The sequence below is a fragment of the Hyphomicrobiaceae bacterium genome (assembly GCA_041397645.1).
Classification (GTDB): Bacteria; Pseudomonadota; Alphaproteobacteria; order Rhizobiales; family Hyphomicrobiaceae; genus Hyphomicrobium_B.
Genome location: JAWKWE010000004.1, coordinates 1,825,823 through 1,852,265, shown reverse-complemented (window position 1 = coordinate 1,852,265; position 26,443 = coordinate 1,825,823). Strand labels below are relative to the sequence as shown.

Sequence of the window (26,443 nt, the reverse complement as noted above, 5' to 3'; positions counted from 1 at the left end):
GAGCGCATGACCACAGCATTCTTCTTTTATCTGTTCGCGATCCTTGCGGTTGCTTCCGGTGCGATGGTGGTGTTCGCCAAGAACCCGGTCCACGCGGTTCTGTTTCTGATTTTAACGTTCTTCAACGCGGCTGGACTGTTCATTCTGCTGGGAGCGGAGTTCCTGGCCATGCTGCTCGTCGTCGTTTACGTCGGCGCGGTGGCGGTTTTGTTCTTGTTCGTCGTCATGATGCTCGACGTCGATTTCGCCGAGCTGAAGGCGGGGCTGATCAAGAACGCGCCCGTCGGCGCTCTGGTCGGTGGCGTTGTCCTGGCAGAACTCATCGCTCTTGTCGGGTTTCACGGGCTCACAGTTTCGCCCAGCCGTGCTGCCGCCGTTGCGATACCCGCTGGCGTTACCAATACCCAGGCGATCGGTCAGCTGCTTTATACAAAGTACGTCTACTTCTTCCAGGGTGCGGGCATGGTGCTGCTGGTCGCCATGATCGGCGCCATCGTGCTGACGCTGCGCCATCGCGAGAACGTCAAGCGCCAGTCGATCTCCGAGCAGGTTGCGCGCACGCCGGCGACCGGTGTCGAAGTGCTGAAGGTGCCGTCGGGCACGTTCCACATTCCACCCGCCCGAAAGCCGGAGGCGGCAGAATGAGCCTCAAGAACGGCCACGATCATGGCGGTGACAACGTGACGTCCCTGGACGAAGCTCGTCGCCGTGCTGCGCAAAAGGCCAGGGACGAGAAGCGCGCAGCCCGTGGTGCGCGGATGATGTCGACCCGCGATTTGCTAATCGGCGGGCTCATCGTGGTTATGGCGATCGGATACATTGCGTCCTTCTTCGTCGGGACGCCGCAAGTGACGCGCGAGGGGGTGCAATGACGATTGGACTTGGTCATTATCTGACGGTGGCCGCGTGCCTGTTCACGCTTGGCATATTCGGCATCTTTCTCAACCGCAAGAACGTCATCGTCATTTTGATGTCGGTGGAGCTGATGCTGCTCGCCGTGAACATCAACCTCGTCGCGTTTTCTCATTTCAACAGCGATCTCGTCGGGCAGATCTTCACGCTGTTCATCCTGACCGTCGCGGCCGCCGAGGCGGCCATCGGACTGGCGATTATCGTCGTCTACTACCGCAACCGCGGATCGATCGCGGTGGAAGACATCAACCAGATGAAGGGCTGAGGCAGCATGATTTACACAGCCATCGTACTGCTGCCTCTGTTGGGCGCGCTGATCGCCGGGTTGTTCGGCCGTATCATCGGCGACCGGCCGAGCGAAATCATAACAACGCTTTTTCTCGGCATATGCGCGCTGCTGTCCTGGATCGTTTTCGCGGATGTCGGGTTCGCGCACACCACGCAGAAGGTTCATCTGCTGCGCTGGGTGACGTCGGGCGAACTCGATACCGCTTGGTCCATCCGCATAGACACGCTCACGGCGGTGATGCTCGTCGTCGTGACGACCGTGTCCTCGCTCGTGCATCTGTATTCCATTGGGTACATGCACGAAGACGATTCAAGGCCCAGGTTCTTCGCCTACTTGTCCTTGTTTACGTTCGCCATGCTTATGCTGGTGACGTCCGATAACCTGTTGCAGATGTTCTTCGGTTGGGAAGGCGTGGGCCTCGCGTCCTACTTGCTGATCGGCTTCTGGTACAAAAAGCCATCCGCGAACGCTGCCGCCATCAAGGCCTTTGTCGTCAACCGTGTCGGCGACTTCGGGTTCGCACTCGGCATCTTCGCGCTGTTTTACGTTTTCAAGTCCATCAACATGGACACGATCTTTGCGGCGACCGAAGGAATGGCGGGCAAGACATTCATGTTCGCGGGCTATGAGGTCGATATCCTGACCACCATTGCGCTGTTGTTGTTCATGGGGGCCATGGGCAAGTCTGCGCAGTTCCTGCTTCATACGTGGCTGCCGGACGCCATGGAAGGTCCGACACCCGTCTCTGCCCTCATCCATGCTGCGACCATGGTGACTGCCGGCGTCTTCATGGTCGCACGGTTGTCTCCGATCTTCGAATACGCACCCGACGCGCTGAAGTTCGTGACCTTGATCGGTTCGATTACGGCATTCTTCGCCGCAACGGTCGGCCTCGTGCAAAACGATATCAAGCGCGTGATCGCTTATTCGACCTGCTCGCAGCTCGGCTACATGTTCGTTGCGTGCGGCGTTGGTGCTTACGGGGCGGGCATCTTCCACCTGTTCACGCACGCCTTCTTTAAGGCGCTGCTGTTCCTTGGCGCGGGCTCGGTCATTCATGCCATGCACCATGAGCAAGACATGCGTGCGATGGGTGGGCTAAGGGCCAAGATCCCGCTGACCTGGGGCGCGATGCTGATCGGCACGCTGGCGCTGACGGGGGTTGGAATCCCGCATCTGTTCGGCTTTGCCGGGTTCCATTCAAAGGATGCCATTATCGAAGCGGCTTACGCGGCTCACACGCCGAACGATTACGCCTTCTGGCTGCTCGTCATCGCGGCGTTCATGACCTCGTTCTATTCGTGGCGGTTGATGTTCATGACCTTCCACGGTCCCACGCGCGCCGATCATCATACCTACGATCATGCTCACGAGAGCCCGAATGTGATGCTGATCCCGCTCGCGGTGTTGTCGCTTGGCGCTGTGCTGGCCGGTGTTATCTTCGCGCCTTACTTCATTGGTCACGACCAAAGCGCATTCTGGGGCGCAGCCATCCGAACAGGCGAGCACAACCACATCCTGCACGCCATGCACGAGACACCGGAGTGGGTCGGCTTCGCCCCCTTTATTGCGATGCTTTTAGGGTTGGGCTTGGCCTATCTCTATTACATCGCAGTGCCTTCATTACCCGCGGCAACGGCAAAAGCGTTCCGTCCGATCTATCTCTTCCTGCTCCACAAGTGGTATTTCGACGAGCTCTACAACTTCATCTTCGTCAAGCCGGCGTTCGCTCTTGGACGCCTGTTTTGGAAGGGCGGTGACGGGGCAGTCATCGATGGCGCGATCGACGGCACGGCCTCAACGGTCGGCCGCGTTACGGGACGCATCGTCAAGCTGCAGACCGGCTACGTCTACCACTACGCCTTCGCCATGTTGATCGGCCTGGCGTTGCTGCTCAGCTACTTCACCTACGTCAACGGCGGGTTCGTGCGATGAATAACATCCTTTCCATCGTAACCTTCCTGCCATTGGCGGGGGCCATCATCATCGCCTTCCTCAACAGCGAGGCGAAGGGCAACGCGCGCTGGGTGGCGCTGTGGACGACGATCATCACGTTCGCCGTTTCGCTGATCATCTGGATCAATTTCGACAAGACCAATCCGGGCTTCCAGTTCGTCGAGGACTACGCTTGGCTCGGCGGTCTGAAATACAAGATGGGCGTCGACGGCATCTCGATGCTGTTCGTTATTCTGACGACGTTCCTAATGCCGCTGTGCATTCTGGCCTCCTGGGAGAGCGTGCAGGATCGCGTCAAGGAATACATGATCGCTTTCCTGGTGCTCGAAACGCTGATGCTAGGCGTCTTCTGCGCGCTCGACATCGTTCTGTTCTATCTGTTCTTCGAAGGCGGCCTCATCCCGATGTTTCTCATCATCGGCGTGTGGGGCGGCAAGCGGCGTGTCTATGCGTCGTTCAAGTTCTTCCTCTATACCCTGCTGGGATCGGTTCTCATGCTGCTCGCCATGATGGCGATGTACTGGCATGCGGGCACCACAGATATTCCCACGCTTCTATCGACCACGTTCCCGGCCGACATGCAGTGGTGGCTGTGGCTGGCGTTCTTCGCCTCGTTCGCAGTCAAGATGCCGATGTGGCCGGTTCATACCTGGTTGCCGGATGCACACGTTGAAGCCCCGACCGCAGGCTCGGTCATTCTGGCCGGCATTCTGTTGAAGATGGGCGGCTACGGGTTCCTTCGCTTCTCGCTGCCGATGTTCCCGATCGCCTCCGAGCAGCTTGCGCCCCTCGTGTTCTCTTTGTCGATCATCGCAATCATCTACACGTCTCTGGTTGCGCTGGTGCAGGAGGATATCAAGAAGCTCATCGCCTATTCGTCGGTTGCCCATATGGGCTACGTGACCATGGGTATCTTCACAGCCTCACAGCAGGGCATTGACGGCGCGATCTTTCAGATGCTGTCGCACGGTATCGTATCGGCTGCGCTTTTCCTTTGTGTCGGCGTGGTCTACGACCGTACACACACGCGCGAGATCGCGGCCTATGGCGGGCTTGTCGAGCGGATGCCTAAGTATGCGGTCGCGTTCATGGTGTTCACAATGGCGAACGTCGGACTGCCGGGCACGAGTGGTTTTATCGGCGAGTTTTTGACGCTGCTGTCGGCTTTCAAAGCCAATACCTGGGTTGCGATCCTCGGTACGACCGGCGTGATCCTCTCGGCAGCCTATGCGCTTTACCTTTATCGCCGGGTCATCTTCGGGGAGCTCGATAAGCCGAAGCTCAAGGCGCTGCTCGATCTCTCGCCTCGCGAAATCGTAATTCTCGCGCCGCTCGTTCTGCTGACCATCTTCTACGGTATTTATCCTGCGCCCGTGCTCGATGTCACCGGAGCGTCAGTCAAGAATCTCGTCGCCAACTATGAAGCCGCATTGAAGCCCGCGGCCGCTATGCTCGGTCAATAAGGACGCTTGCGAATGGACCTTTCTTCTCTCGCTCCTGTTTATCCAGAGCTGATGGTCGCCCTCGGCGCCATTGTGCTTCTTATGTTGGGAGCGTTCATGCCTGACAAGGACGCCGCAGGCAGGACGATCGGGTGGCTTGCACTCGCCGTCCTCGTGGCGGCTTTCGTGCTCGTGCTTAATCAGACAGGCAGCAAGGAAGTGCTGTTTGACGGCGCATTCGTAAAGGACGGTGCGACGCGCTTTCTCAAGCTTTTGGTTATTGTGGGCTCAGGCTTTGCTCTGCTGCTTACCTTCAACGACTTTGCGCGGGCCAAGATCCTGTTCTTTGAGTATCCGGTGCTGGTGCTGATCGCCACCTTGGGCATGCTCATGATGGTATCGGCCAACGACCTGATTGCTCTTTATCTTGGTCTTGAGCTGCAAAGCCTCGCGCTCTACGTTGTCGCCGCCTTCAAGCGTGACGACGTGCGCTCCAGCGAAGCCGGACTCAAGTATTTTGTGCTTGGCGCGCTGTCGTCCGGAATGTTGCTTTACGGCGCGTCGCTGCTTTACGGGATTACGGGCTCGACCGGATACGCCGAGATCGCCACGGCTGTACAGGCTGATGGCATGGCCCAGAATGTCGGGCTCATTGCCGGTCTGGTGTTCGTGCTGGTTGGCCTTGCCTTCAAGGTTTCCGCCGTGCCCTTCCACATGTGGACGCCCGACGTCTATCAGGGTGCGCCGACGCCGGTAACGGCCTTCTTCGCGGCCGCTCCAAAAGTCGCCGCGATGGCGCTCCTCATCCGCTTTACCCAGGCGGCCATGCCGTCAGTAGCCGCGCAGTGGCAGCAGATCGTCATCTTCCTTTCGATCGCGTCGATGGTTCTGGGTGCGTTTGCCGCAATCGGCCAGACCAACATCAAGCGGCTGCTGGCATACTCGTCCATTGGTCACGTCGGCTTCGCGCTCGTCGGGCTCGCCGCCAACAACGCGGAAGGCACCGCAGGTGTTCTCATCTATCTGGCAATCTACGTCCTGATGACGTTGGGCGCTTTCGCATGCGTTTTGTCGATGCGCCGCAACGGCGAGAACGTCGAGGACATTTCGGAGCTTGCCGGATTGTCGAGAACGGATCTGCGGCTTGCCACCGTGTTTGCCATCTTGATGTTCTCGCTGGCCGGCATTCCGCCGCTCGCTGGCTTCTGGGCCAAGTGGTACGCCTTCCTGCCGGCAATCAAGGCGGGCCTTTATCCATTGGCGGTCATCGGTGTCGTCGCAAGCGTGATCGGCGCGTTCTACTATTTGCGCATCGTCAAGATCATGTTCTTCGACGAACCAGCCGCGCCGTTCGAGCCGGTTGAAGGCAAGGCCCTTTTGGTCATGAGCCTTGCCGCGCTGCTTATCGTTGGCTTCGTGCTTCCGATCGTCGGCGGTACGGTCTTCGATGCGGCAACAGCGGCGGCGTCAGCTCTCATAGGAGCGGGACCAACGTGAGGCGCTCTTGGATCGCATGAGCCGGGCGCACAGGATTATTCGTCTGTCTGAGACGGGCTCGACCAACAAAGATGCAATGCGGCTCGCTCTGGATGGCGAGCCGTTACCGCTTTGGGTGGTTGCTGAACGGCAGACGCAAGGCCGCGGAAGGGCAGGACGTGCATGGGTGTCGCCTGAGGGAAATCTGCACGCCAGCCTTGCGTTCAAATGCGCAGCGCCTTTAGCCAGCGCCGGACAAATCGCACTCGTCGCCGGTCTGGCTCTTTACGAGGCGGTATCAGAGTTAACGGATCTTGCTAAAAAAGAACGTTTACGTCTCAAGTGGCCCAACGATCTTATGGTAGGTGACGCGAAGATCGGTGGCATACTCATAGAAAGTACGGTTTTGCCCGAGCGCGGTCTCGTTGTCGTTTCAGGCTTTGGACTAAATATTATGCACGTGCCGGAAATCGACCGGCCAGTTACCTCGCTTGGCCTTGAAATGCAGAGCGCGAATGCGGAAATGATCCTTGCGGCGTTGGCCGATAGCTGCCAGAGGTGGATTCAATCTTGGGATGAAGGGCGCGCTTTTTCTGCTATTCGGGAACGTTGGCTTGAACGCGCCGGGCCGCTGGGCCAGCCCATCACGATCACCGCTGGCGATACCACGCTATCGGGAAACTATCAGGGACTGAACGAGTCAGGAGCGTTGCTGGCGGCCGTCGGAGGTCGCCTCGAAACGTTCAATTTTGGAGATGTCGCGCTGGACGGATCAACGCCACGTGGGCCGAAAGAACGATGACGTCAAAGAAGAAGAACAAGAGTTCGGCTGCAAGGCGGCAGACAGGACAGAGCGGCGGCGACGAACTCGTGTTCATGGCGCTGGGCGGTCTCGGCGAAATCGGCATGAACGTCTACCTGTACGGCTTCGGTCCGCCAGAGGCGCGCCAGTGGCTAATGGTGGACCTTGGCATTACTTTTCCGGGCGAAGCTGAGCCGGGCGCCGATGTTGTCCTTCCCGACTTGCGCTTCATCGCTTCAGAGCGCCAATCGCTTGTTGGTCTCGTCTTGACCCATGCCCATGAAGACCATATCGGTGCCGTGCTGGAGCTGTGGCCGCAACTCAACTGCCCAATCTTCGCCACCGCGTTCACCGCCGGCATGGTGCGCTCCAAACTTGCCGAATTCGGGCGTATTCCTTCGGTGCCGATCAAGGTCTTGCCGCTTGGCGGCCGCGTGACGGTCGGCCCCTTCGACGTCGAGTTCGTAACTCTTGCACACTCCATCCCCGAGCCCAGCGGACTGGCCATTCGCACGCCCGCAGGGCTCATCTTTCACACAGGCGATTGGAAGCTCGATACGACGCCCCTCGTCGGAGCGCCACCCGACGAAGCCAAACTCAAGGCACTGGGAGAGGAGGGTGTGCTGGCGCTTATCTGCGACAGCACCAATGCGCTTCGTGAAGGGCGCTCTCCATCGGAGACGGATGTTTCCAGATCACTTGCAACCATCATTCGAAACGCTTCACGCCGCGTTGCGGTGACGACATTTGCGTCAAACGTCGCCCGCATCAAGGCTATCGCCGATGCGACGAGTTCTGCCAACCGCAAGCTGGTCGTCGCAGGCCGCGCGCTTCATCGCGTGATATCGGTCGCTGTCGATACCGGATATCTGCACGAAGGCTTTTCATACCTCGACCAGCAATATTTCGACGATTTGTCTTCGGACGAAGCCGTGATCTTGTGTACCGGAAGTCAGGGCGAGCCGCGGGCGGCCATGGCGCGCGTAGCTGAAGGCGAGCATCCCGACATTTCGCTCGACAAGGGTGATTTGGCGATTTTCTCCTCGCGTACCATTCCCGGCAACGAGAAGGCTGTTGGCAAGGTACAGAACAACCTGGCGCGCCGCGGCGTCGATATCATAACCGACGCGGAGGCGCTGGTTCACGTCACCGGCCATCCGCGTCGCGACGAGTTGCGCGACATGTATTCCTGGCTCAGGCCGCGAATAAGTGTGCCAATGCACGGCGAGGCCCGCCATCTGAAAGCCCATGCCGAGTTGGCCCGCGCCATGGGCGTCGAAGAAGCGTTTACGCTGCTGAGCGGTGAGATGCTCAAGATATGGCCTGCGCCTACGGGTCTGATCGACGAAGCGCCGGTCGGACGCCTCTATCGCGATGGCAATCTTATCGTGCCTGACGCCGATGGGCCCGTTCGCGCACGCCGCAAGCTTTCGTTTGCCGGCATAGTGGTGGTGGCGATGACGGTCTCGCGGCGCGGAGACATTTTGTGCGAGCCTCAGGTCGTGCTGGACGGCATTCCTTCAGCGGCCGCCGACGGTGAGCCAATGGGCGAAGTCGTGCTGGACGCCATCGACGGCACATTGCGATCCATTCCGCCCAAACGGCGCACCGACGTCGAGATGGTTCGCGACGCTGTGTTCCGATCCGTGCGGTCTGCGATCAACGAGGCCTGGGGCAAAAGGCCCATCGTCAAGGTGCTGATCTCGGTAGTGGACGCCGTGCGCTGAGGACATTTATAAAGCGGCCAGAAACAGGAACACGACGGCCTGAAATTGGCCTGGCGAACTCGGCAAGGAGATATCGAAAGATGATCGGACGGCTTAACCATGTGGCGATCGCGGTCAAGGATCTGGCCAAAGCGACGGCCGTCTATCGCAACGCGCTTGGAGCCAAAGTGACCGAGCCCACCGCGCAGCCGGAGCACGGGGTCACGGTCGTTTTCGTCGAGCTGCCCAATACCAAGATCGAATTTCTCGAGCCGCTCGGTGAAAACTCCCCGATTGCGAAGTTCGTCGATAAGAACCCCGATGGCGGCATCCATCACGTCTGCTACGAGGTGGACGACATCATCGCCGCGCGCGATCAGCTCAAGGCGCAAGGTGCGCGGGTGCTGGGCGACGGTGAGCCCAAGATCGGCGCACATGGCAAGCCGGTATTGTTCCTCCATCCCAAGGACTTTCTCGGCACCTTGACCGAACTTGAACAGGTCTAACGGGCGATGCGTAGCTCGATCGCCATCGCCACTTTCCTGTGCCTGTGGTTCATCACGTTGTTCACGGTGCTGCCGTTCTTTGCGCGCACCCAGGACGAGGAAGGCAGCGTGGTGCCGGGCACCCCGGCGAGCGCGCCTCATAAGATCCGCCTGTGGAAGGTGTTTGCGGTGAACACGCTCGTGGCGTCGATCGCTTTTGCGATCGTCTATACGATCGTCTCATATATGAGCGCTACCTGAACTTGACATGTCGCGTTTGTGACCTCTCTCTAGTGATGGGAGCGTCCTAATTAGGTCGCCGTATCAACGGGTTGCGAGCGATGCCTGCGTCGCGCCATATCCTCGTACTGCGTATTGGCTTACCTCTGGACGAGGATCTTCATCGCTCATCCCCTTGTGATGCCTCCGACGGCATTGCAACGGCACGTTCAACCCGGTATTGGGGCCAAGCACGGGCCGCGTCCGTCATGACGGTCCAACCATACGAAAAAAGGTCGAAAACCCGCATGCGCCGCTCGCGCTTCCTGTCACCTGCTATTGTGGCGACGCCGAAGGATGTCCCAATGGTTTCCGGCAATCAGATGTCGGGGAGCATCCAATGAGCAAGCGCGCTTTATCCATTACGCGGGAGCAGAGTTTCCCTGAGTGGTATCAGGCTGCTGTGCGCGACGGCGACATGGCCGAGACCAGCCCTGTTCGCGGTTGCATGGTGATCAAGCCGTGGGGTTGGGGCGTATGGGAGCGCATCCAGGCCGAACTCGACGCGCGCATCAAGGATACCGGACACGAGAACTGCTACTTCCCGCTCTTCATTCCGATGAGCTTCATCGCCAAGGAGGCCGAGCACGTCGAAGGCTTTGCCAAGGAGATGGCTGTCGTTACGCACCACCGTTTGAAGAACGAGGGCGGCAAGCTGGTTCTCGACCCGGAAGCGAAGCTCGAAGAACCGCTCATCGTGCGTCCCACCTCGGAAACGATCATCGGCGATGCGTTCCAGCGTTGGATCAAAAGCTATCGCGACCTGCCGCTGCTTATCAATCAATGGGCGAACGTCGTACGCTGGGAAATGCGCACGCGCCTGTTTCTGCGCACTGCGGAGTTCCTTTGGCAGGAGGGACATACCGCGCACGCTGACCGCGACGACGCCATGGCCGAAACGCTTAAGATGCTGGAGGTCTATCGCGAGTTCGCCGAACATGTGCTGGCGATGCCCGTGATCGCTGGTGAAAAGCCTGCCAACGAGCGGTTCCCTGGCGCCGATAATACCTATTCCATCGAGGCCATGATGCAGGACGGCAAGGCGCTCCAGGCTGGCACGTCGCATTACCTCGGAACGCACTTCGCCGAGGCGCAGAACATACAGTTCCAGAACGATCAGGGCCAGCTTACCTTCTGTCATACGACGAGCTGGGGCGTTTCCACGCGCTTGATCGGCGGCGTGATCATGACCCACGGCGACGACGATGGTCTGCGAATTCCGCCCAAGATTGCGCCGCGCCAGATCGTTATCATACCGATGCTGCGCGACAAGCCGGAAGACAAGGAGCTCGTGGCGTATTGCACGGGCCTTGAGAAGGATCTCAAGGCGCAGGGCATTCGCGTGCTGGTTGACGTCAAGCCGATCAAATCGGCCGAGAAGCGCTGGAACTGGGTGCGCCGCGGTGCGCCCGTGATTGTCGAAATTGGCGGACGTGATGCCGCTGGCGGCAACGTTACGTTCATGCGCCGGGATAAGCTGCGCGACGGAGACAAGGTCGCCTCTCACACGCAGCCTCGCGCGGATTTCGTATCCAACGCTCAGGGGCTGCTGGATGAAATTCAGGAGAGCTTGTTCGCCGAAGCAAAAGCACGTCTGGACGGCAACATTCTCACCAACATCAAGACGTTCGATGAAATGGCCGAATATTTCGGCGTTGCCGAGAACGAAGATGAGGGTGGCGCCTTTAAAGGCTGGGTCAAGGTTGGCTGGTCGCGGCCCGAGGGAGACAAGCTTGAGGCGATTGCAGAGCGCCTCAAGGCATTGAAACTTACAATCCGAAATGCGCCGCTCGATCAGCAGGCGGCTTCGGGTGCATGTCTTTTTACCGGCGAGCCGGTCAAGGAATATGTATTGATTGGACGAGCGTATTGAGCGGTAAGGCGATTTTGTGCAGGGCGTAATGTGGGGACAAGGGCCGCTTTCCTGCAACGCAATCTAGCCCGATTGCGGGGGTAGCAGAGCGCCACCGCATCGAGGAGCGAGGGAGTTTCGCGGGGATGACAGCTGCCGTTGCCGACACAAAACCGTTCTCAATGTTCGAATGGATGCTTGCGGGTCGTTACCTTCGCGCGCGCCGCAAGGAGGGCTTCATCTCTGTCATTGCGGGGTTCTCATTCCTCGGGATCATGCTCGGCGTGGCCACACTGATCATCGTGATGGCGGTGATGAACGGCTTTCGCAAAGATCTCTTCAACAAGATCATGGGGCTGAACGGCCACGTCATCATCACCCGCGTCAATGGACCGTTTGAAGATTACAAGGACGTCGCCGCCAAGATCTCGGCCATGCCCGGCGTGAAGTCCGCATTACCGTTGATCGAAGGACAGGTCATGGTGTCCTCCAGCGTGCAGGCGCTGGGCGGACTGGTGCGCGGCATCGACGAAAAGAGCCTCAAGAGCCTTAAGCTCGTTGCCGATAACGTAAAGCTTGGGACGCTCGACGGGTTCGACAATCAAACCGGTATTGCCATGGGTGCGCGCCTTGCCAATCAGTTGCGCGTTTCTATCGGCGATACGGTGACCCTCGTTTCGCCGCGTGGCGCGTCGACTCCGTTCGGCACAGCTCCGCGCTCGAAGTCTTACATCATCTCTTCGATCTTCGAACTCGGGATGTCCGAGTACGACCGGATGATGATCTTCATGCCGCTCGCGGAAGCTCAGAAGTACTTTTCCAAGGGCAATGAGGTGGATGTTCTGGAGGTCGTGATCGATAATCCTGAACGTGTCGCGGAATATGCCGCCGAAATGCGAAACATGCTGGGGCCCGAGATGGGGCTTTCGGATTGGCGCACGCGCAACGAAACGTTCTTCACGGTGCTTGAGGTTGAGCGCAACGTGATGTTCATCATATTGTCGCTCATCGTTTTGGTGGCGGCCCTCAACATCATTTCCGGGTTGATGATGCTGGTGAAGGACAAAGGACGCGACATCGCAATCCTTCGCACCATGGGAGCATCCAAGGGAGCGATCATGCGCGTGTTTCTCATTACCGGAGCTTCGATCGGAATTGTCGGTACGATCGCCGGGTTGATCCTCGGCGTCGTATTCTGCTGGAACATCGACGAGATCAAGAATTTCGTCTCGTGGGTTTCCGGGACGACCGTATTTGATCCATCGATCTATTACCTGACGAAACTGCCCGCTGAAATCGATCCGAAGGAGACGACGGGTATCGTGCTCATGGCTTTTGCTCTCTCCGTCGTTGCCACGATCTACCCGTCGTGGAAGGCGTCCAAGCTCGATCCCGTCGAAGCGTTGCGGTACGAATAGCCATGCAGGATCGAACGCAAGCCATGAACACCGGTCCGGTTCTCACTTTGGAAGCTGTGACGCGAAGCTTCCGTCAAGGCACGCGCGAGATTGCGGTGCTGCGCGGCGCAAGTTGTGTGCTCATGCCGGGACAGTCTGTAGCGCTCGTAGGCCCGTCCGGCGCGGGCAAGTCTACGCTCTTGCACATCACTGGATTGCTGGAGTCTCCGACGTCGGGCCGCGTCGTCATCAACGGGCAAGACTGTGCCCGCTTATCGGAAGCAGAACGCACGCGCATGCGCCGCCGCGAGATTGGCTTCATCTATCAGTTTCATCAACTGCTGCCGGAGTTCTCCGCGCTTGAGAACGTGGTCATTCCCCAACTCATCCTCGGGCGTCGGCGACGTGACGCCGAGAAGAGAGCCCGCGCTCTGCTTGGATCTCTTGGGTTGAGCGAACGTGTCGATCATCGACCGGCGGAACTGTCTGGCGGCGAACAGCAGCGCACCGCGATTTGCCGGGGCCTTGCCAATGCGCCGCATTTGCTGTTGGCCGACGAGCCAACGGGAAATCTTGATCCGCATACCAGCGAGCATGTCTTTCAGGAGCTTATTCGACTTATTCGGGATCACGGGGTTGCAGCCTTGATCGCGACCCACAACATGGATCTTGCCCGCCGGATGGACCGTGTCCTGCTTATGCAGGAGGGCTGTCTTGTGGAACTGGCGCCCGCACAAATGTGACGGTTTTTGCCGCAGGCCCAGTTATCCCACCTATTCTGCGGGCTGCCACGACCGCGGGAGTGTCTCCGAAGCAGCGGTAAGTGCTAGATTGCGCCCATGCCGGAACCGACTCAAAACACTCCCGCAACGCTGCCCTTCATCCACCTCAAGGTGCATTCGGCATACTCGCTGCTGGAAGGCGCGCTGCCGATCTCCAAACTGGCCAAGCTTGCCGTCGGATATGGCTATCCTGCGCTCGGGCTGACCGACACCAACAATCTATTCGGCGCACTTGAGTTCTCCCAGAAGCTGTCTGGCGAAGGGGTGCAGCCGATCGTAGGCACGTCCGTCGATATCGATTTCGGCGACATGGCCGATACGAATAATCCGACTATGCGGCCCGTGTCGAATACACCGCGCGCAGGCATCGCGGGACGCATTGCATTGTTCGCAATGAACGCGGATGGTTATGCAAACCTGATGAAGCTGTCGCGTGCCTTGTTTTTCGATCCCTCAGCCGACGAGCTGCCGCACATCAAGATAAGTCGCCTTGAGGAGGCTTGCGAAGGGCTGATTGCGCTGACAGGGGGACCGCTCGGTCCCATCGACAAGGCCCTCAACGACGAGCAGACCGATCGCGCCATTGAGCGGTTGGCGACGCTGGAAAAGATCTTCGGCGACCGGCTCTATGTTGAACTGCAACGGCACGGTCTGGCGTCTGAGGAGCGCGTCGAACCACAACTGCTTCGCCTTGCCTATGAGCGTGGGCTGCCAATCGTCGCGACCAACGAATGCTATTTTGCAACCCGGTCCGACTACGAAGCGCACGACGCGCTTTTGTGCATCGCGGACGGCCGCTACGTGGTGGAGGACAATCGTCGCCGCGCAAGCCCGGAGCACTATTTCAAAAGTCCCGAGGAGATGGCCAAGCTGTTTGCCGATCTCCCGGAGGCGCTAGAGAACACCATCGAGATTGCGATCCGCTGCGCCTTCCGCCCGAAGGGACGCAAACCGATTTTGCCGCGCTTTGTGAAAAGCGACGACAGTGTGCCTGAAATCGAGCAATTCCGCTTGGAGGCCGCCGAGCTCAAAAGGCAGGCCATGGCAGGGTTGAAGGCTCGCATTTCCAAGCATGGTCCGGCGCCGGGCTTTACTACTGAGGAGTATGACAAGCGCCTCGCCTATGAGGTCGATGTCATCACGCAAATGAAGTTTCCGGGATACTTTCTCATCGTTGCGGACTTCATCAAGTGGTCGAAGGCGAACGGTGTGCCTGTGGGGCCTGGGCGCGGTTCGGGCGCCGGATCGCTCGTCGCGTATGCGCTCACCATCACCGATCTTGATCCGCTGCGGTTCGGACTGCTGTTTGAGCGTTTCCTCAATCCCGAACGTGTTTCGATGCCGGACTTCGACATCGACTTCTGCCAGGAGAAGCGTGACCGCACGATCGATTACGTGCAGAAAAAATACGGCGAAGACCGCGTCGCCCAGATCATCACGCACGGCAAGCTGCAGGCGCGTGCGGTGTTGCGCGACGTTGGCCGCGTGCTGCAAATGCCATACGGCCAAGTGGATCGACTGTGCAAACTGGTGCCCAACAATCCGGCTAACCCGGTGACACTCAGGGAGGCCATCGACGGCGAGCCCAAGCTGCAGGAAGCACGCGACGCGGAACCCATCGTCGCGAAGCTTCTTGAGATAGCTGAGAAACTTGAAGGGCTTTACCGGCACGCCTCCACCCATGCTGCCGGCATGGTGATCGGCGACAGGCCGCTGGAAGAGTTGGTGCCGCTCTATCGCGATCCCAAATCGCATTTCCCCATCACTCAGTTCAACTGGAAGATGGTGGAGGCGGCAGGGCTGGTGAAGTTCGACTTCCTCGGTCTCAAGACGCTCACCGTGCTCGAAAAGGCCGTCGATCTCGTCAAGCGGACGCGCGGCGTCGATGTCGATCTGCCGGCTCTGCCGCTGGATGACAGGAAGTCCTACGATCTGCTCGCGCGCGCCGATACAGCGGGTGTGTTCCAGTTGGAAAGTACGGGCATGCGCGAAAGCTTGAAGCGGCTGAAGCCGGACCGCTTCGAGGACATCATCGCCATGGTGGCGCTGTATCGCCCCGGTCCCATGGATAACATTCCCACCTACATCAATCGCAAGCACGGAGAGGAGCCGGTTGATTACCTGCACCCGATGTTGGAGCCGATCCTGAAAGAGACCTACGGCGTCATCATCTATCAGGAGCAGGTCATTCAGATTGCACAGGTGATGGGTGGCTACACGCTCGGCCAGGCCGACTTGCTCCGTCGCGCGATGGGTAAGAAAGACAAAGTCGAGATGGCACGGCAGCAGGCGCGCTTCGTGGAGGGCGCCCTTTCAAAGGGCGTGAAAAAGGAAGACGCTGTCTACATCTTCGAGTTGGTCGACAAGTTCGCGGGCTACGGCTTCAACAAATCCCATGCCGCCGCTTACGCCCTCGTCAGCTATCACACGGCGTACATGAAGGCCAACTACCGCGAAGAGTTTTTGGCCGCATCCATGACGCTCGATATGGGCAACACCGACAAGTTGGCGATGTTTGCTGGCGAGGCGCGCAAGTCGAACATCGCATTGTTACCCCCATGCGTGAACGAGTCGGGCGTGGACTTCGGCGCGCGTGCTCCCAAGGAAGGCGAGAAGGGTGGTGCAATCCGCTATTCGCTCGCGGCCTTGAAGAACATCGGCGCGTCGGCGGTCGAAACAATCGTCAAAGAACGCGATGCCAAGGGACCCTACGGATCGCTTGCCGATTTCGCCGGACGTCTGGACCCGAAGGCGTTGAACAAGCGGGGCATCGAAACGCTCGCCAAAGCCGGAGCATTCGATACCCTTGAGCCCAACCGGGCGGTCGTTGCGGCTAACGCCGATACGATTCTCAACGAGGCCAGTACAAAGGCGCAGGATGCCGATGTAGGACAGACCAGTTTCTTCGGCGAGATGACATCTTCGGCGGGCGGCGCGCGCGCAACGTTGAAATTGAAACCGGCCCAGTCCTGGACTCCGATGGAAAGGCTTGCGGCAGAATTCGAGGCCGTCGGCTTCTATCTTTCGGGCCATCCGCTCGACAGTTACGAACTGGTGTTGGACAAGCTGGGTGTGAAAAAGTTCACCGATTTCGAGGCGCTCACCGCTCGCGGTGCGACGGCAGGTCGCTTGGCCGGGATCGTCGTGTCGGCACGCGAACGTAAATCTCAAAAGGGCAACAAGTTCGCATTCGCGATGTTCTCCGATACGACCGGACAATTCGAAGCGGTTGTGTTCTCCGACACCTTGGCCGCCGCCCGTGACTTGCTGGAACCCGGAACACCGGTCATCGTTTCGGTCGAAGCCGAGCGGGATGGTGAAATGTTGAAGATGCGTGCGCAATCGATTGAAGCTCTCGAAAAGGCCGCTGCCGCAGTTCCGCGCAATGTGCGTGTTGTGGTCGATGAGAAGGCCGCTTGTGGCAGTAAGCTCATTCCGGCTTTGCGCGGCCTCATGAAGCCTGCTGGTCGTGGCGGTGAAATCAGACTTGTCATGACGCTGGAGGATAGCGCGCGCGAGGTGGAGATGGTACTGCCTGGGCGCTACGAGATCTCGCCACAGACGTTAAGCAAGATCGGCGTTCTCGACGGCGTCAACGAGGTGATCGAAACCTAGCGCATCGCTTCGTTTTCGCACTGCCACAATCTCATCCGACAGGATATCTGTGCCGAGCAACGCGATTGCGCTAGCCTTGCCTGCTTTCGGATTGAGGAGGTCGCGCGATGATACTGCGGAAATCTTTGTTTGCCGCTGCCGCATTTACTGCGGCTGTCGGCGCAGGACCATCGGTTGACGATCTCAGCTACGAGGAACTCATCAGTCTCGTATTTTTTGAAGATCCGAACGCCTATCAGGACCCGACCGGCTACTTCTGCAATTTCATCGCGCTCGAAGATAAAGACGATTACTGCAAGGCGACGATGACTACCATCGACCGTAAGCTCTGCAAGGTAGAGGTTACGCGCGAACTGCGCGCAACCTACTCTAATGGCAAAGGTCGTGAATTCCTGAAGTCACGCGACTTGTTTGCGCTCGCCAACTTCGACTTAAAAGAGTTGAAAGAGCCCGAGATCGACGAAAAACACAAGACGATACGCCAGACTTTCGAAACCGGCATCGATGTCAAATGGCATGAAGGCTATCAATATGCCTTCGTTCTCGATGGCAACGGAAAATACAAGTCGTGCCTCATCGACAGCGTCGAAAAAGATATGACGCAATCGCAATGCGAGGCTCAGGGTCAGCAACCTCGCGAGGCTTTCAGGAAGGTGTCGCTGATATTCAATCCGGACAATTACAATCGTTCCATCGCAGCCATCAGATGGCTGCAGAAAACAGTCTGCCCGCTTGGCGACGAACTTTAGCCACAACATTGTGGCGCTCGATAAACTGCAAATTATCGGCAATAGAAAAGCCTGCCCCATGGCGAAATAGACACGCCAAAAAAATATCTCTTGTGACGACGGGAAATCGCGCGGTCGGGCGTTTACCTCCCCAGATGCCGTGAGGGTATCTGTTGTAACAGGAGACTTGAATGAACAAGAGCTTGATCGCTGCGGCTGCGTTTGCCGCCGTAGCTGCTGGTTTCACCGGCTCGGCAAACGCCGGCGTGATTGGCGCGGGGCTCGGGGGCGTGCACAAGGCCGTCGCTGGCGACGTGACCACGGTGCATTACAAGAAGTACGACCATCGCTATCGGAAGGACTGGCGGCATCGCCACCACAAGCATAAAGTGTGCACTTGGCGTCACGGCCATAAGCACTGCTGGTGGCGCTAGGGTTTTGAGGCCAATCGGCCCAATTCTCAAGAGGCGGTGTCACGGCACCGCCTCTTTTGTGAGATGTCAGTCGTACGTAGGTTAGAAACAGCCAAAGGACTACTCAGGTGTCCAAACTTCCCTTACTTCTTGCGAGCGCCTTCGTGGCTGTCTCGTCCTGCGCCGTTCATGCTGCCGAGTTGACGGCCGAGTCCATCACGAAGGCTATTGAGGACGTCTCCAACGACGCAAACAAGCTGAAGGCTTATTGCTCCATGGCGGCAAAGATGGACGAAATCGGCGACGACGATAAGGCCGCCGAGGCCGCCGGCGATGAGATAGACGGTTATTTCAAAACGCTCGGACCGGATTTTGAAAGCGCTTGGAGCGGCGCACAGGAAGCGCCCGAAGACTCGCCGCAGGCGAAGGCCTTTGAAGACGCTATGACGAAGCTCGAAGAGAAGTGCCAGAAATAGCTGACATCACAATTTTCGAATTCAGCGGCGGTGCCGGAGCAAGTCTCTGGGCCGCCGCGATCATTTTTCAGCTGACCTCAGGGGCCGCGTTATTTCCAGAACCTGTCGTAAAGCCCCAAGACGATTTCAAACGCAATCAGCGCGATGATGTACCACTCCAAACGGTGCGAGGTCCGAGTGGACAGCAATCCGCTGAGGGTGTCGGCGCTGTCGCGAATGACGGCGAGTTTTTGGGCGATTGCGTTGGCCCGGCTTTTCAAATCAAATTCTTCGGCCAGTTTCATCCAAAGTCGTTCGAGCTCTGGATGCTCCCATAGAACATCTGGCTTGTCGTCGAGACCGATGCGGCCGGCCAAGCGGCTTTGTATCGAGAGTGCTTCGCCGATGTCGGAGAGGATGTTGCGGTGGGAGCCGGTCGAGATGCTGCCGGCCTTCAGTTCCTCCGCAACTTCTGCGACGCGCACGAATGCCGTTCCCACGCGGCGCTCGGCGAGGGACAAGCCCACGGCACTGGCAAGAACCTCGGCCACGATCAGCAGTCGGGCTGGGTCATCAGCCTTGAGCGAAACGACGCCGTTCGCGGCAACGGTGTCATCGTCGGCTCCAAAGCTCAGTTCTAGGCTTTCGACTTCCCGTTCCTCAAGCGGATTGACAAGACGGGAGCCCAGGCCGCGCACGATTTCGTCTTCTTCGATCGGGTTCAACCCGATGAAGACGGCGGCTCCAGAGCGAAACAGCACCGCGCTTCCTCCCGAGGCTGTCCGAAAGCCAAGCGGAGTGAGCGAAAAGATATCCGCACGGTCGAGCCCCTTGAGATCGAGACTTTCACCAAGTTGCAGGGCGCGGACCGTTCTGGTCGCAAGCCCAGCCGAGACCTTTGCAGGGAGGGTTGTCATGGAACTCCAAGGAGGGCTGTTGATGGACAGACCCTGCACCAGCTGAGTTTTCTCGGCCAGGGGGCGTCCTAGGCAAAAGCGATATACGCATATGAGATCCGAGGGCGGACTATTTTGCCGCCAAGGGGGGTGGCCGGGGGGTGCGATTGTCGCGCCGCCCTTGCGTTTCCGGGCGAGTTGGCTCATAACCCGGCCCATCACACACGCATTCCTTTCGCGGCGGGCGGATTAAAAGCCCCGTGCGTCGCTCCGGTGGAAAATTCAACAATCTGAAAAGATTGGGTTTTCTTCATCATAGGGGTGCGGAGGATCAACCGGAAAAGGAATAAACGCGATGGCGCTTCCCGCCTTCAATATGCGTCAGCTTTTGGAAGCTGGCGTTCACTTTGGCCACCAGGCTCACCGCTGGAACCCTAAGATGGCTCCGTTCATCTATGGGTCGCGCAACAAAATCCACATTCTTGACCTGACGCAGACCGTGCCGCTGCTTCATCAGGCCTTGCTTAAGGTTTCCGACACGGTTGCCAACGGCGGCCGCGTACTGTTCGTCGCCACCAAGCGTCAGGCTTCCGACGGCATCGCCGATGCGGCCAAGCGTTCGGCTCAGTACTACATGAACCATCGTTGGCTCGGCGGTACGTTGACGAACTGGAAGACGGTTTCTCAGTCGATCCGTCGTCTGCGCCAGCTCGACGATATTCTTGCCGATCCGCAGGGCCGCACGAAGAAGGAAGTGCTCAACATCCAGCGCGAACGCGACAAGCTCAATCAGTCGCTCGGCGGCATCAAAGACATGGGCGGCACGCCCGACTTGCTGTTCGTCATCGACACCAACAAAGAGCAGATCGCGATCCAGGAAGCGCGCAAGCTTGGCATTCCGATCGTTGCGGTCGTTGACACCAACTGCGATCCCGATGGCATCGACTTCCCGGTTCCGGGTAACGACGACGCTGGTCGCGCCATCACGCTCTATTGCGATCTCATCGCACGCGCCGCGCTCGATGGTCTTGAGCGTTCGCAGGGCTCGGCCGGTATCGATGTCGGTGCTTCCGAAGCGCCGCCCGCGGAAGATCTGCCCAGCGTCAGCTTCAAGGGCATCGAGGCAGCGCGCGGTGAGGCCGACGATCTCAAGCGTATCACGGGCATCTCGCCCAAGCTTGAGCAGCGCCTAAATGACGCCGGCGTCTTCCACTTCTGGCAGCTCGCCGATCTCGACAGCGATCACGCCAACGCTCTTGATCGTCAGCTGAAGCTCAAGGGCCAGGTGATCAGCGAGGATTGGGTAGCCCAGGCCAAGAAGCTGATGGAAGCAACCTCCGCCTAATCCGTCGTCAAGACTGCACAAATATCACGTCAACTGCGAGGCGTCCCGCTCTCGGGGCGCCTCAAATCCAATAGGTGAACTTATGACCACGATCACCGCCGCAGACGTCAAAAAGCTGCGCGATATGACCGGCGCCGGTATGATGGATTGCAAGAACGCGCTGACAGAGACCAACGGCGATATCGAGGCCGCAGTGGATCTGCTGCGCAAGAAGGGCCTGTCCAAGGCCGCCAAGAAGTCGGGCCGCATCGCAGCCGACGGCCTCATTGGCGTCGTTGCCAAAGGCACGCAGGGCGCCGTGGTCGAGGTGAATTCGGAAACGGACTTCGTCGCACGCAACGGCCAATTCCAGGACATGGTGCGTGACATCACCTCGCTCGCGCCTGCCGCTAACGGCGATGTCGCCAAGCTCTTGGCCGCCGCCTATCCCGGCACCAAGAACACCGTCGAAGATCACGTCAAAGAGATGGTGGCCACCATTGGCGAGAACATGAGCGTGCGCCGCACTGCTGCCGTCTCGGTCAAGGATGGCGTAGTCGCAGACTACATGCACTCCAAGGTCGCTGACGGGCTCGGCAAGATCGGTGTGCTCGTGGGGCTGGAGAGCGCTGGCGACAAGCCCTCGTTGTTCGAGTTCGGTCGCAAGATCGCGATGCACATCGCAGCATCGCCCACGACCCTGGTCGTGAGCGAGGGCGAGCTTTCCAAGGAGGCCATCGATCGTGAGCGCGCGATTTACATCGAGCAGGCCAAGGCCGAGCCGCGCAATGCTGGCAAGTCGGACGAAATTCTCGCCAAAGCCAGCGAAGGCCGCCTGCGCAAGGAATTCTTCGGTTCCGTCGTTCTGATGAATCAGATTTTCCTGATCGGAGAGGGCAAGACGACGGTGGCAGATGCCGTCAAGGAAGCCGAGAAGGCCATCGGTGCGCCGGTCAAAATCGCCAGCTTCGTGCGCTACGGGCTGGGCGAGGGCATCGATAAGAAGGAAGAGGACTTCGCCGAAGAGGTCGCCAAGGCCGCGCGCGGCGGCTAGCCTGAATCGGTTCTGTGGGCTACCTATTGCGCCGGCCGGATGCTTTGTGCCTCCGGCCGGCGTTTTGCAATTCCCCTTCCCATCTGCGCCCCGGCGTTTTGCGAGACGTGCGCCCATCGATGGCTGCAACGGGAGACGAAGGCGATAATGACAACGAAATTCAGGTACAAGCGCCTGCTGCTGAAACTGTCGGGCGAGGCCCTCATGGGCCAGAATGCCTATGGCATCGACATGAGTGTGTGTGACCGCTTGGCCGGTGACGTAGCTGAAGCCCGGGATGCGGGGGCTGAAATCGCCGTGGTTGTCGGCGGTGGAAACATATTTCGGGGCCTAACCGGCGCGGCCAAGGGCATGGACCGGGCCACCGGTGACTACATGGGCATGTTGGCAACGGTCATGAATGCGCTCGCTTTTCAGAATGCTCTGGAAAAACGCAAGGTTCCCGCCCGTGTGCTTTCGGCTATCCCGATGCCCACCGTGTGCGAATCCTACGTTCGCCCCAAGGCGTTAAGCTACATTGAGAAGGGCCACGTGTGCATCTTTGCAGCTGGAACCGGTAACCCATTCTTCACCACGGATACCGCCGCAACCTTGCGTGCTATCGAGATGAATTGCGATTGTGTAGCCAAGGCAACGAGCGTCGATGGGGTGTATTCGGCCGATCCCAAGAAGGATCAGAACGCCAAGCGATACGACCAGCTGACGTATTCGGAGGTTTTGGCCAAGGATCTCAAAGTGATGGATGGTGCGGCAATCGCCCTTGCCCGCGACAATCATCTTCCGGTATTGGTGTTTTCCATCGAGGAGGCTGGCAATCTGCTCAAAGCGCTGAAAGGTGAGGCGCGGGCAACCGCTATTCACGATTAGGTCGGGGCTGCGAGGGACGGGCGCCTTCCACTCATATTTCCATAGGGCGGCCGCAGGGTAGCCCGCCTCACGTGAACAAGGATGTGGTCCCTCAGCGGATCAGCCCGGTGTGCACGAAGGAGAGACAATGTCGCTGACGAATTTTGATCTCAACGAGATCGACAAACGCATGCATGCTTCGATTGAGGCGTTCAAGCGTGAGCTTGTGGGTTTGCGAACCGGCCGTGCACACGCCAATCTCTTGGACCCGGTCCACGTCACGGTCTACGGTTCGCGTATGCCTCTCAACCAGGTGGCCACCGTTTCGGTTCCTGAGCCGCGGATGATCACGGTTCAAGTTTGGGATCGCTCCAACGTCATGGCGGTCGACAAGGGAATCCGCGAGGCGAACCTTGGCCTGAATCCGATCACCGATGGACAGATATTGCGCCTGCCCATTCCGCCGCTGACGACGGACCGCCGTCAGGAGCTTGTCAAACTTGCTCACAAATATGCAGAGCAGACGAAGGTGGCCATTCGCAACGTGCGTCGGGACGCCATGGAGCTTCTCAAGAAGTTCGAAAAGGACGGCAAGATGAGTCAGGACGAACATCGCGGTCAGTCCGACAAGGTGCAGCAGCTGACCGACAAGATCATCAAGGAAGTGGATCAGACGCTCGCCGCCAAGGAGGCGGAAATCCAAAAGGTGTAAGCTGGCGTGCTGAAGGCGGCGCGCGCGGGCGGGCCGTCGGACCTGAAACATCTTGGCGAGATGAAGGTTTCTGACGACGTGACGACGAACAGCGAGCTGGGCCGAGCAGAGGGATCGCAAACAGGTCCTCGTCACGTCGCCATCATCATGGATGGCAATGGCCGGTGGGCGAAGAGCCGCGGTCTGCCGCGCACGATCGGACATCGTCAAGGCGTGGAAGCCGTGCGTCGCACGGTGCGCGCCGCGATGGAAATGGGTATCCCGTATCTGACGATCTACAGCTTCTCGTCAGAGAACTGGTCGCGGCCGGCTGATGAGATTTCAGATCTCATGGGCCTGATGAAACGCTTTATTCGCCGCGATCTGGCGGAGCTTCATCAGGAAGGCGTTCGCATCCGTATCATCGGCGAGCGTGACTTGGTTGATCCCGAACTGCTCACCCTCATCGATGAAGCGGTCGAAATCACCCGCAACAACGATAAGCTCAACTTGATTATCGCTTTCAACTACGGCGCTCGCACGGAGATCGCGAAGGCGGCACGCAAGCTGGCGGAGAAGGTTGCTTCTGGTGAGCTGGAGCCGAGCGAAATCACGCCGGAAATGCTTGGTGAAGAACTCGACACCGGCGAGGTGCCCGACCCCGATCTGTTGATCCGGACTTCGGGCGAAATGCGGTTGTCCAATTTCCTTCTATGGCAAACGGCCTATACCGAGTTCGTTTTTCTCGATACCTTCTGGCCAGACTTCGACAAGAGCGCGTTTGAGGCTGCTGTTGCCGAATACTTGGCGCGTGAGCGCCGTTTCGGCGGGCTCACAAAGCGCTCGTCGGCGTGAAGGAACGGATCAAGGTATGAGCGATGAGGACCAAAATGCGCAAAGCGCCTCGCCTCCGACCGCGACCACACCTGTGATTTCGCGCGAGCTTCAACTTCGGCTCGTCTCGGGGGCCGTCGTTGCAGCCGTTGCTTTGTTGGCGCTTTGGGCTGGGCCAATTCCATTTGCGTTTTTGGTTTTTGCCGTTGCCGCTGCGATGAGTTGGGAATGGGGCCGCATCGTTCGCAAAGATGGCTTTGACGTTCCTGGAGTTCTGCACATCGCGATCGTCGGTGCCGCCGCCGTATTGTCCGGACTGGGTATGGCAGGTCTTGCCGTCGCCGCCGTTGCCGGTGGTGCGATCGTGGTCTCCGCATTGCTGTTTGGCGGAGGGCAAGCCAAGCTGTCGAGCCTCGGCGTGCTATATACTGGCTTGCCCGTTGTGGCCTTGGTCTGGCTGCGCAGCGATGCGTCGTTGGGACTGCTTGCCGTGCTTTTCATTTTGATTGCCGTCGCGACGACGGATGTGGCCGCTTACGCTACGGGACGCACCATCGGAGGCCCCAAATTGGCTCCCCGCATCTCGCCTGGAAAAACATGGTCGGGACTTGCTGGGGGTGTGTTTGCGGCTGCGATTTCGGGCTGCTTGCTGGGGCTTCTCACGCAGCGCGGCAATCCGGGCTGGATGGCCTTTCTGGCGTTCGTTCTGGCTTTGGTATCGCAGGGCGGAGACTTGGCGGAATCCGCGCTGAAACGATCTTATGGATTGAAGGACGCCAGCGACCTCATTCCAGGGCACGGCGGCTTCATGGATCGTATGGACGGGCTTGTGGCCGCCGCCACGTTGGCAGCGCTGATCGCATTGATGATTGATGCTTACGCGCCTGCGCGCGCCCTGCTGCATGGTTCGTGAGAGGCGTACCGTTCATGAGCGTACAAGATGTCCCGATGCGCCAGACTGCAAGTGCGGCCCACGTGGCTGGTGCTCGGCGCATTTCGGTGCTTGGCGCGACGGGCTCGATTGGGACCAGCACTCTTGACCTCATCGGCCGCGATTCTGAAGCCTTTGAGGTTGTTGCGCTGACGGCGCAGTCGCGCCCGGAGGAGCTTGCAAGCCTCGCCCTCAAACACCGCGCGCGGGTGGCCGTCATCGGCGATGAAGCACATTATGAAACGTTGAAATCGGCCTTGTCGGGCAGCGGCATAGAGGTGGCGGCCGGAGCCCAGGCGCTCTGCGACGTGGCTCAGGAAGATACCGATTGCATCATGGCTGCGATCGTCGGCGCTGCGGGCTTGAAGCCGACGTTTGCTGCGATCGCTCAAGGCAGGCGGATTGCGCTTGCCAATAAAGAGTGCCTTGTCTCTGCAGGCGATGTCTTTACCGCAGAGATTGCCCGCAAGGGTGCAGAGCTGGTCCCCGTGGACAGCGAGCATTCGGCTGCCTTTCAATTGCTGTCGGGCGCCGAGCCCGGCTCAATCGAAAAAATCGTGCTGACAGCGTCGGGCGGACCGTTTCGCCAGTGGGACCAGGCGGCGCTCGAAGCTGCACGGCCTGAACAGGCGCTCAAGCATCCCAACTGGTCGATGGGCGATAAGATCACTATCGATTCGGCGACTTTGATGAACAAGGGGCTCGAACTGATTGAAGCTTTCCATCTGTTCCCCGTAGCCGCTGATCAAATCGACATCGTGGTGCATCCTCAATCTATCGTGCACTGCCTCGTGATGTACAAGGATGGCTCGGTGCTGGCTCAGATGGCGCCGCCCGATATGCGCACGCCCATCGCCGTCGCGCTCGCTTGGCCCGCCCGCATGGCAGCTCCGACCGAACGTCTCGACCTTGTGCGGCTTGGCACTTTGACCTTCGAAGCCCCAGATGAAGCGCGATTTCCCGCATTGCGTCTCGCACGCGAGGCATTGCGCACAGGCGGAACGGCTCCGGCTGTCCTCAACGGCGCAAACGAGACTGCGGTGGCTGCCTTCCTAGCTAGCCGAATTGGCTTCTGCGACATTGCGCGCACAGTGGAACGTGCGCTTGAAGGAGCGGAAAAAGAGGGCGCTCTCAACGCCCCCGGTTGCCTTGAGGACGTACTCGCTGCGGATGCTCTGGCAAGACGGTTGGCACAAGCCCACATCAACGAGTATCAGTAGATTCTGCTTTGCCGCCATTTTGAAGGACCACCAGCGTCCGCGGCGCTTTCCTGGGATT

25 protein-coding genes are annotated in these 26,443 nt (G+C 59.0%); 24 read left to right on the top strand and 1 reads right to left on the bottom strand.

All coding sequences use genetic code 11. The features are described 5' to 3' along the window. The first annotated feature begins 6 nt into the window (after positions 1 to 6). The 17 genes from R3D51_08560 to R3D51_08480 all read left to right on the top strand — a co-directional run bounded on the left by R3D51_08560 (position 7) and on the right by R3D51_08480 (position 18,610). Entirely contained in the window at positions 7 to 645 is a 639-nt protein-coding gene (locus R3D51_08560) for an NADH-quinone oxidoreductase subunit J (protein MEZ5899532.1), read from the top strand. Beyond that, on the top strand, positions 642 to 872 hold the full coding sequence (locus tag R3D51_08555; protein MEZ5899531.1) for a hypothetical protein: 231 nt from the start codon (positions 642 to 644) through the stop codon (positions 870 to 872). The genes R3D51_08560 and R3D51_08555 overlap by 4 nt, the downstream gene beginning before the upstream one ends. Beyond that, on the top strand, positions 869 to 1,177 hold the full coding sequence (gene nuoK, locus R3D51_08550; GenBank protein MEZ5899530.1) for an NADH-quinone oxidoreductase subunit NuoK: 309 nt from the start codon (positions 869 to 871) through the stop codon (positions 1,175 to 1,177). Before R3D51_08555 ends, nuoK begins: the two co-directional genes overlap by 4 nt. Positions 1,178 to 1,183: 6 nt before the next feature. Then, positions 1,184 to 3,136, top strand: coding sequence for an NADH-quinone oxidoreductase subunit L (nuoL, locus tag R3D51_08545; GenBank protein MEZ5899529.1), 1,953 nt, complete (start codon positions 1,184 to 1,186; stop codon positions 3,134 to 3,136). Beyond that, entirely contained in the window at positions 3,133 to 4,620 is a 1,488-nt protein-coding gene (locus R3D51_08540) for an NADH-quinone oxidoreductase subunit M (protein MEZ5899528.1), read from the top strand. Before nuoL ends, R3D51_08540 begins: the two co-directional genes overlap by 4 nt. A gap of 12 nt (positions 4,621 to 4,632) precedes the next feature. Further along, positions 4,633 to 6,096, top strand: a complete 1,464-nt coding sequence (gene nuoN / locus R3D51_08535) for an NADH-quinone oxidoreductase subunit NuoN (GenBank protein MEZ5899527.1) — start codon at positions 4,633 to 4,635, stop codon at positions 6,094 to 6,096. Positions 6,097 to 6,112: 16 nt separating this feature from the next. Further along, the gene (locus tag R3D51_08530) at positions 6,113 to 6,877 is read left to right on the top strand and encodes a biotin--[acetyl-CoA-carboxylase] ligase (protein ID MEZ5899526.1); all 765 of its coding nucleotides are present in this window, start codon (positions 6,113 to 6,115) and stop codon (positions 6,875 to 6,877) included. A gap of 74 nt (positions 6,878 to 6,951) precedes the next feature. Continuing rightward, positions 6,952 to 8,604 (top strand): ribonuclease J, encoded by a 1,653-nt coding sequence (locus R3D51_08525; protein ID MEZ5899525.1) that lies wholly within the window; start codon positions 6,952 to 6,954, stop codon positions 8,602 to 8,604. An 80-nt stretch (positions 8,605 to 8,684) separates the two neighbouring features. Further along, entirely contained in the window at positions 8,685 to 9,089 is a 405-nt protein-coding gene (mce, locus tag R3D51_08520) for a methylmalonyl-CoA epimerase (protein MEZ5899524.1), read from the top strand. Between the two features lie 6 nt (positions 9,090 to 9,095). After that, positions 9,096 to 9,329, top strand: coding sequence for a DUF1467 family protein (locus tag R3D51_08515; GenBank protein MEZ5899523.1), 234 nt, complete (start codon positions 9,096 to 9,098; stop codon positions 9,327 to 9,329). Between the two features lie 358 nt (positions 9,330 to 9,687). Beyond that, positions 9,688 to 11,220, top strand: coding sequence for a proline--tRNA ligase (gene proS, locus R3D51_08510; protein MEZ5899522.1), 1,533 nt, complete (start codon positions 9,688 to 9,690; stop codon positions 11,218 to 11,220). Between the two features lie 125 nt (positions 11,221 to 11,345). Then, a complete protein-coding gene (locus R3D51_08505; GenBank protein MEZ5899521.1) occupies positions 11,346 to 12,617 on the top strand; it encodes a lipoprotein-releasing ABC transporter permease subunit in 1,272 nt (423 codons plus the stop codon). A gap of 2 nt (positions 12,618 to 12,619) precedes the next feature. After that, the gene (locus R3D51_08500) at positions 12,620 to 13,339 is read left to right on the top strand and encodes an ABC transporter ATP-binding protein (protein ID MEZ5899520.1); all 720 of its coding nucleotides are present in this window, start codon (positions 12,620 to 12,622) and stop codon (positions 13,337 to 13,339) included. Between the two features lie 96 nt (positions 13,340 to 13,435). Further along, positions 13,436 to 16,993 (top strand): DNA polymerase III subunit alpha, encoded by a 3,558-nt coding sequence (dnaE, locus tag R3D51_08495; protein ID MEZ5899519.1) that lies wholly within the window; start codon positions 13,436 to 13,438, stop codon positions 16,991 to 16,993. A gap of 107 nt (positions 16,994 to 17,100) precedes the next feature. After that, positions 17,101 to 17,742: a hypothetical protein gene (locus R3D51_08490; GenBank protein ID MEZ5899518.1), complete on the top strand. Its 642-nt coding sequence runs from the start codon at positions 17,101 to 17,103 to the stop codon at positions 17,740 to 17,742. A 170-nt stretch (positions 17,743 to 17,912) separates the two neighbouring features. Beyond that, complete coding sequence (locus R3D51_08485; protein MEZ5899517.1) at positions 17,913 to 18,155, top strand: hypothetical protein; 243 nt, start codon at positions 17,913 to 17,915, stop codon at positions 18,153 to 18,155. A gap of 107 nt (positions 18,156 to 18,262) precedes the next feature. Next, the gene (locus R3D51_08480; protein MEZ5899516.1) at positions 18,263 to 18,610 is read left to right on the top strand and encodes a hypothetical protein; all 348 of its coding nucleotides are present in this window, start codon (positions 18,263 to 18,265) and stop codon (positions 18,608 to 18,610) included. Between the two features lie 89 nt (positions 18,611 to 18,699). Here the strand turns inward: R3D51_08480 and R3D51_08475 are convergent, their stop codons facing one another. After that, entirely contained in the window at positions 18,700 to 19,506 is an 807-nt protein-coding gene (locus tag R3D51_08475; GenBank protein MEZ5899515.1) for an RMD1 family protein, read from the bottom strand. Positions 19,507 to 19,840: 334 nt separating this feature from the next. Between R3D51_08475 and R3D51_08470 the strand changes: the two genes are divergently transcribed. From R3D51_08470 to R3D51_08440, 7 genes are all read left to right on the top strand, one after another. Beyond that, entirely contained in the window at positions 19,841 to 20,830 is a 990-nt protein-coding gene (locus R3D51_08470) for a 30S ribosomal protein S2 (protein MEZ5899514.1), read from the top strand. An 82-nt stretch (positions 20,831 to 20,912) separates the two neighbouring features. Then, complete coding sequence (tsf, locus tag R3D51_08465) at positions 20,913 to 21,863, top strand: translation elongation factor Ts (protein MEZ5899513.1); 951 nt, start codon at positions 20,913 to 20,915, stop codon at positions 21,861 to 21,863. A gap of 144 nt (positions 21,864 to 22,007) precedes the next feature. After that, entirely contained in the window at positions 22,008 to 22,730 is a 723-nt protein-coding gene (gene pyrH, locus R3D51_08460) for a UMP kinase (GenBank protein ID MEZ5899512.1), read from the top strand. A gap of 133 nt (positions 22,731 to 22,863) precedes the next feature. Beyond that, positions 22,864 to 23,421: a ribosome recycling factor gene (frr, locus tag R3D51_08455; GenBank protein MEZ5899511.1), complete on the top strand. Its 558-nt coding sequence runs from the start codon at positions 22,864 to 22,866 to the stop codon at positions 23,419 to 23,421. Positions 23,422 to 23,481: 60 nt separating this feature from the next. Beyond that, positions 23,482 to 24,255: an isoprenyl transferase gene (locus R3D51_08450; GenBank protein ID MEZ5899510.1), complete on the top strand. Its 774-nt coding sequence runs from the start codon at positions 23,482 to 23,484 to the stop codon at positions 24,253 to 24,255. Between the two features lie 16 nt (positions 24,256 to 24,271). Further along, positions 24,272 to 25,147: a phosphatidate cytidylyltransferase gene (locus R3D51_08445; protein ID MEZ5899509.1), complete on the top strand. Its 876-nt coding sequence runs from the start codon at positions 24,272 to 24,274 to the stop codon at positions 25,145 to 25,147. A 35-nt stretch (positions 25,148 to 25,182) separates the two neighbouring features. Next, a complete protein-coding gene (locus R3D51_08440) occupies positions 25,183 to 26,385 on the top strand; it encodes a 1-deoxy-D-xylulose-5-phosphate reductoisomerase (GenBank protein ID MEZ5899508.1) in 1,203 nt (400 codons plus the stop codon). Positions 26,386 to 26,443: the final 58 nt, after the last annotated feature.

Bases quoted from the DNA above. Each gene is read 5' to 3' on its own strand.
- R3D51_08485 (MEZ5899517.1), top strand. From the start codon at position 17,913: ATGAACAAGAGCTTGATCGCTGCGGCTGCGTTTGCCGCCGTAGCTGCT.
- R3D51_08445 (MEZ5899509.1), top strand. From the start codon at position 24,272: ATGAGCGATGAGGACCAAAATGCGCAAAGCGCCTCGCCTCCGACCGCG.
- nuoL (MEZ5899529.1), top strand. From the start codon at position 1,184: ATGATTTACACAGCCATCGTACTGCTGCCTCTGTTGGGCGCGCTGATC.
- R3D51_08490 (MEZ5899518.1), top strand. From the start codon at position 17,101: ATGATACTGCGGAAATCTTTGTTTGCCGCTGCCGCATTTACTGCGGCT.
- R3D51_08450 (MEZ5899510.1), top strand. From the start codon at position 23,482: ATGAAGGTTTCTGACGACGTGACGACGAACAGCGAGCTGGGCCGAGCA.
- R3D51_08475 (MEZ5899515.1), bottom strand. From the start codon at position 19,506: ATGACAACCCTCCCTGCAAAGGTCTCGGCTGGGCTTGCGACCAGAACG.
- R3D51_08505 (MEZ5899521.1), top strand. From the start codon at position 11,346: ATGACAGCTGCCGTTGCCGACACAAAACCGTTCTCAATGTTCGAATGG.
- nuoK (MEZ5899530.1), top strand. From the start codon at position 869: ATGACGATTGGACTTGGTCATTATCTGACGGTGGCCGCGTGCCTGTTC.
- R3D51_08470 (MEZ5899514.1), top strand. From the start codon at position 19,841: ATGGCGCTTCCCGCCTTCAATATGCGTCAGCTTTTGGAAGCTGGCGTT.
- tsf (MEZ5899513.1), top strand. From the start codon at position 20,913: ATGACCACGATCACCGCCGCAGACGTCAAAAAGCTGCGCGATATGACC.
- R3D51_08525 (MEZ5899525.1), top strand. From the start codon at position 6,952: ATGGCGCTGGGCGGTCTCGGCGAAATCGGCATGAACGTCTACCTGTAC.
- mce (MEZ5899524.1), top strand. From the start codon at position 8,685: ATGATCGGACGGCTTAACCATGTGGCGATCGCGGTCAAGGATCTGGCC.
- R3D51_08500 (MEZ5899520.1), top strand. From the start codon at position 12,620: ATGCAGGATCGAACGCAAGCCATGAACACCGGTCCGGTTCTCACTTTG.
- dnaE (MEZ5899519.1), top strand. From the start codon at position 13,436: ATGCCGGAACCGACTCAAAACACTCCCGCAACGCTGCCCTTCATCCAC.
- proS (MEZ5899522.1), top strand. From the start codon at position 9,688: ATGAGCAAGCGCGCTTTATCCATTACGCGGGAGCAGAGTTTCCCTGAG.
- R3D51_08540 (MEZ5899528.1), top strand. From the start codon at position 3,133: ATGAATAACATCCTTTCCATCGTAACCTTCCTGCCATTGGCGGGGGCC.
- nuoN (MEZ5899527.1), top strand. From the start codon at position 4,633: ATGGACCTTTCTTCTCTCGCTCCTGTTTATCCAGAGCTGATGGTCGCC.
- R3D51_08560 (MEZ5899532.1), top strand. From the start codon at position 7: ATGACCACAGCATTCTTCTTTTATCTGTTCGCGATCCTTGCGGTTGCT.
- R3D51_08555 (MEZ5899531.1), top strand. From the start codon at position 642: ATGAGCCTCAAGAACGGCCACGATCATGGCGGTGACAACGTGACGTCC.
- R3D51_08530 (MEZ5899526.1), top strand. From the start codon at position 6,113: ATGAGCCGGGCGCACAGGATTATTCGTCTGTCTGAGACGGGCTCGACC.
- R3D51_08440 (MEZ5899508.1), top strand. From the start codon at position 25,183: ATGCGCCAGACTGCAAGTGCGGCCCACGTGGCTGGTGCTCGGCGCATT.
- R3D51_08515 (MEZ5899523.1), top strand. From the start codon at position 9,096: ATGCGTAGCTCGATCGCCATCGCCACTTTCCTGTGCCTGTGGTTCATC.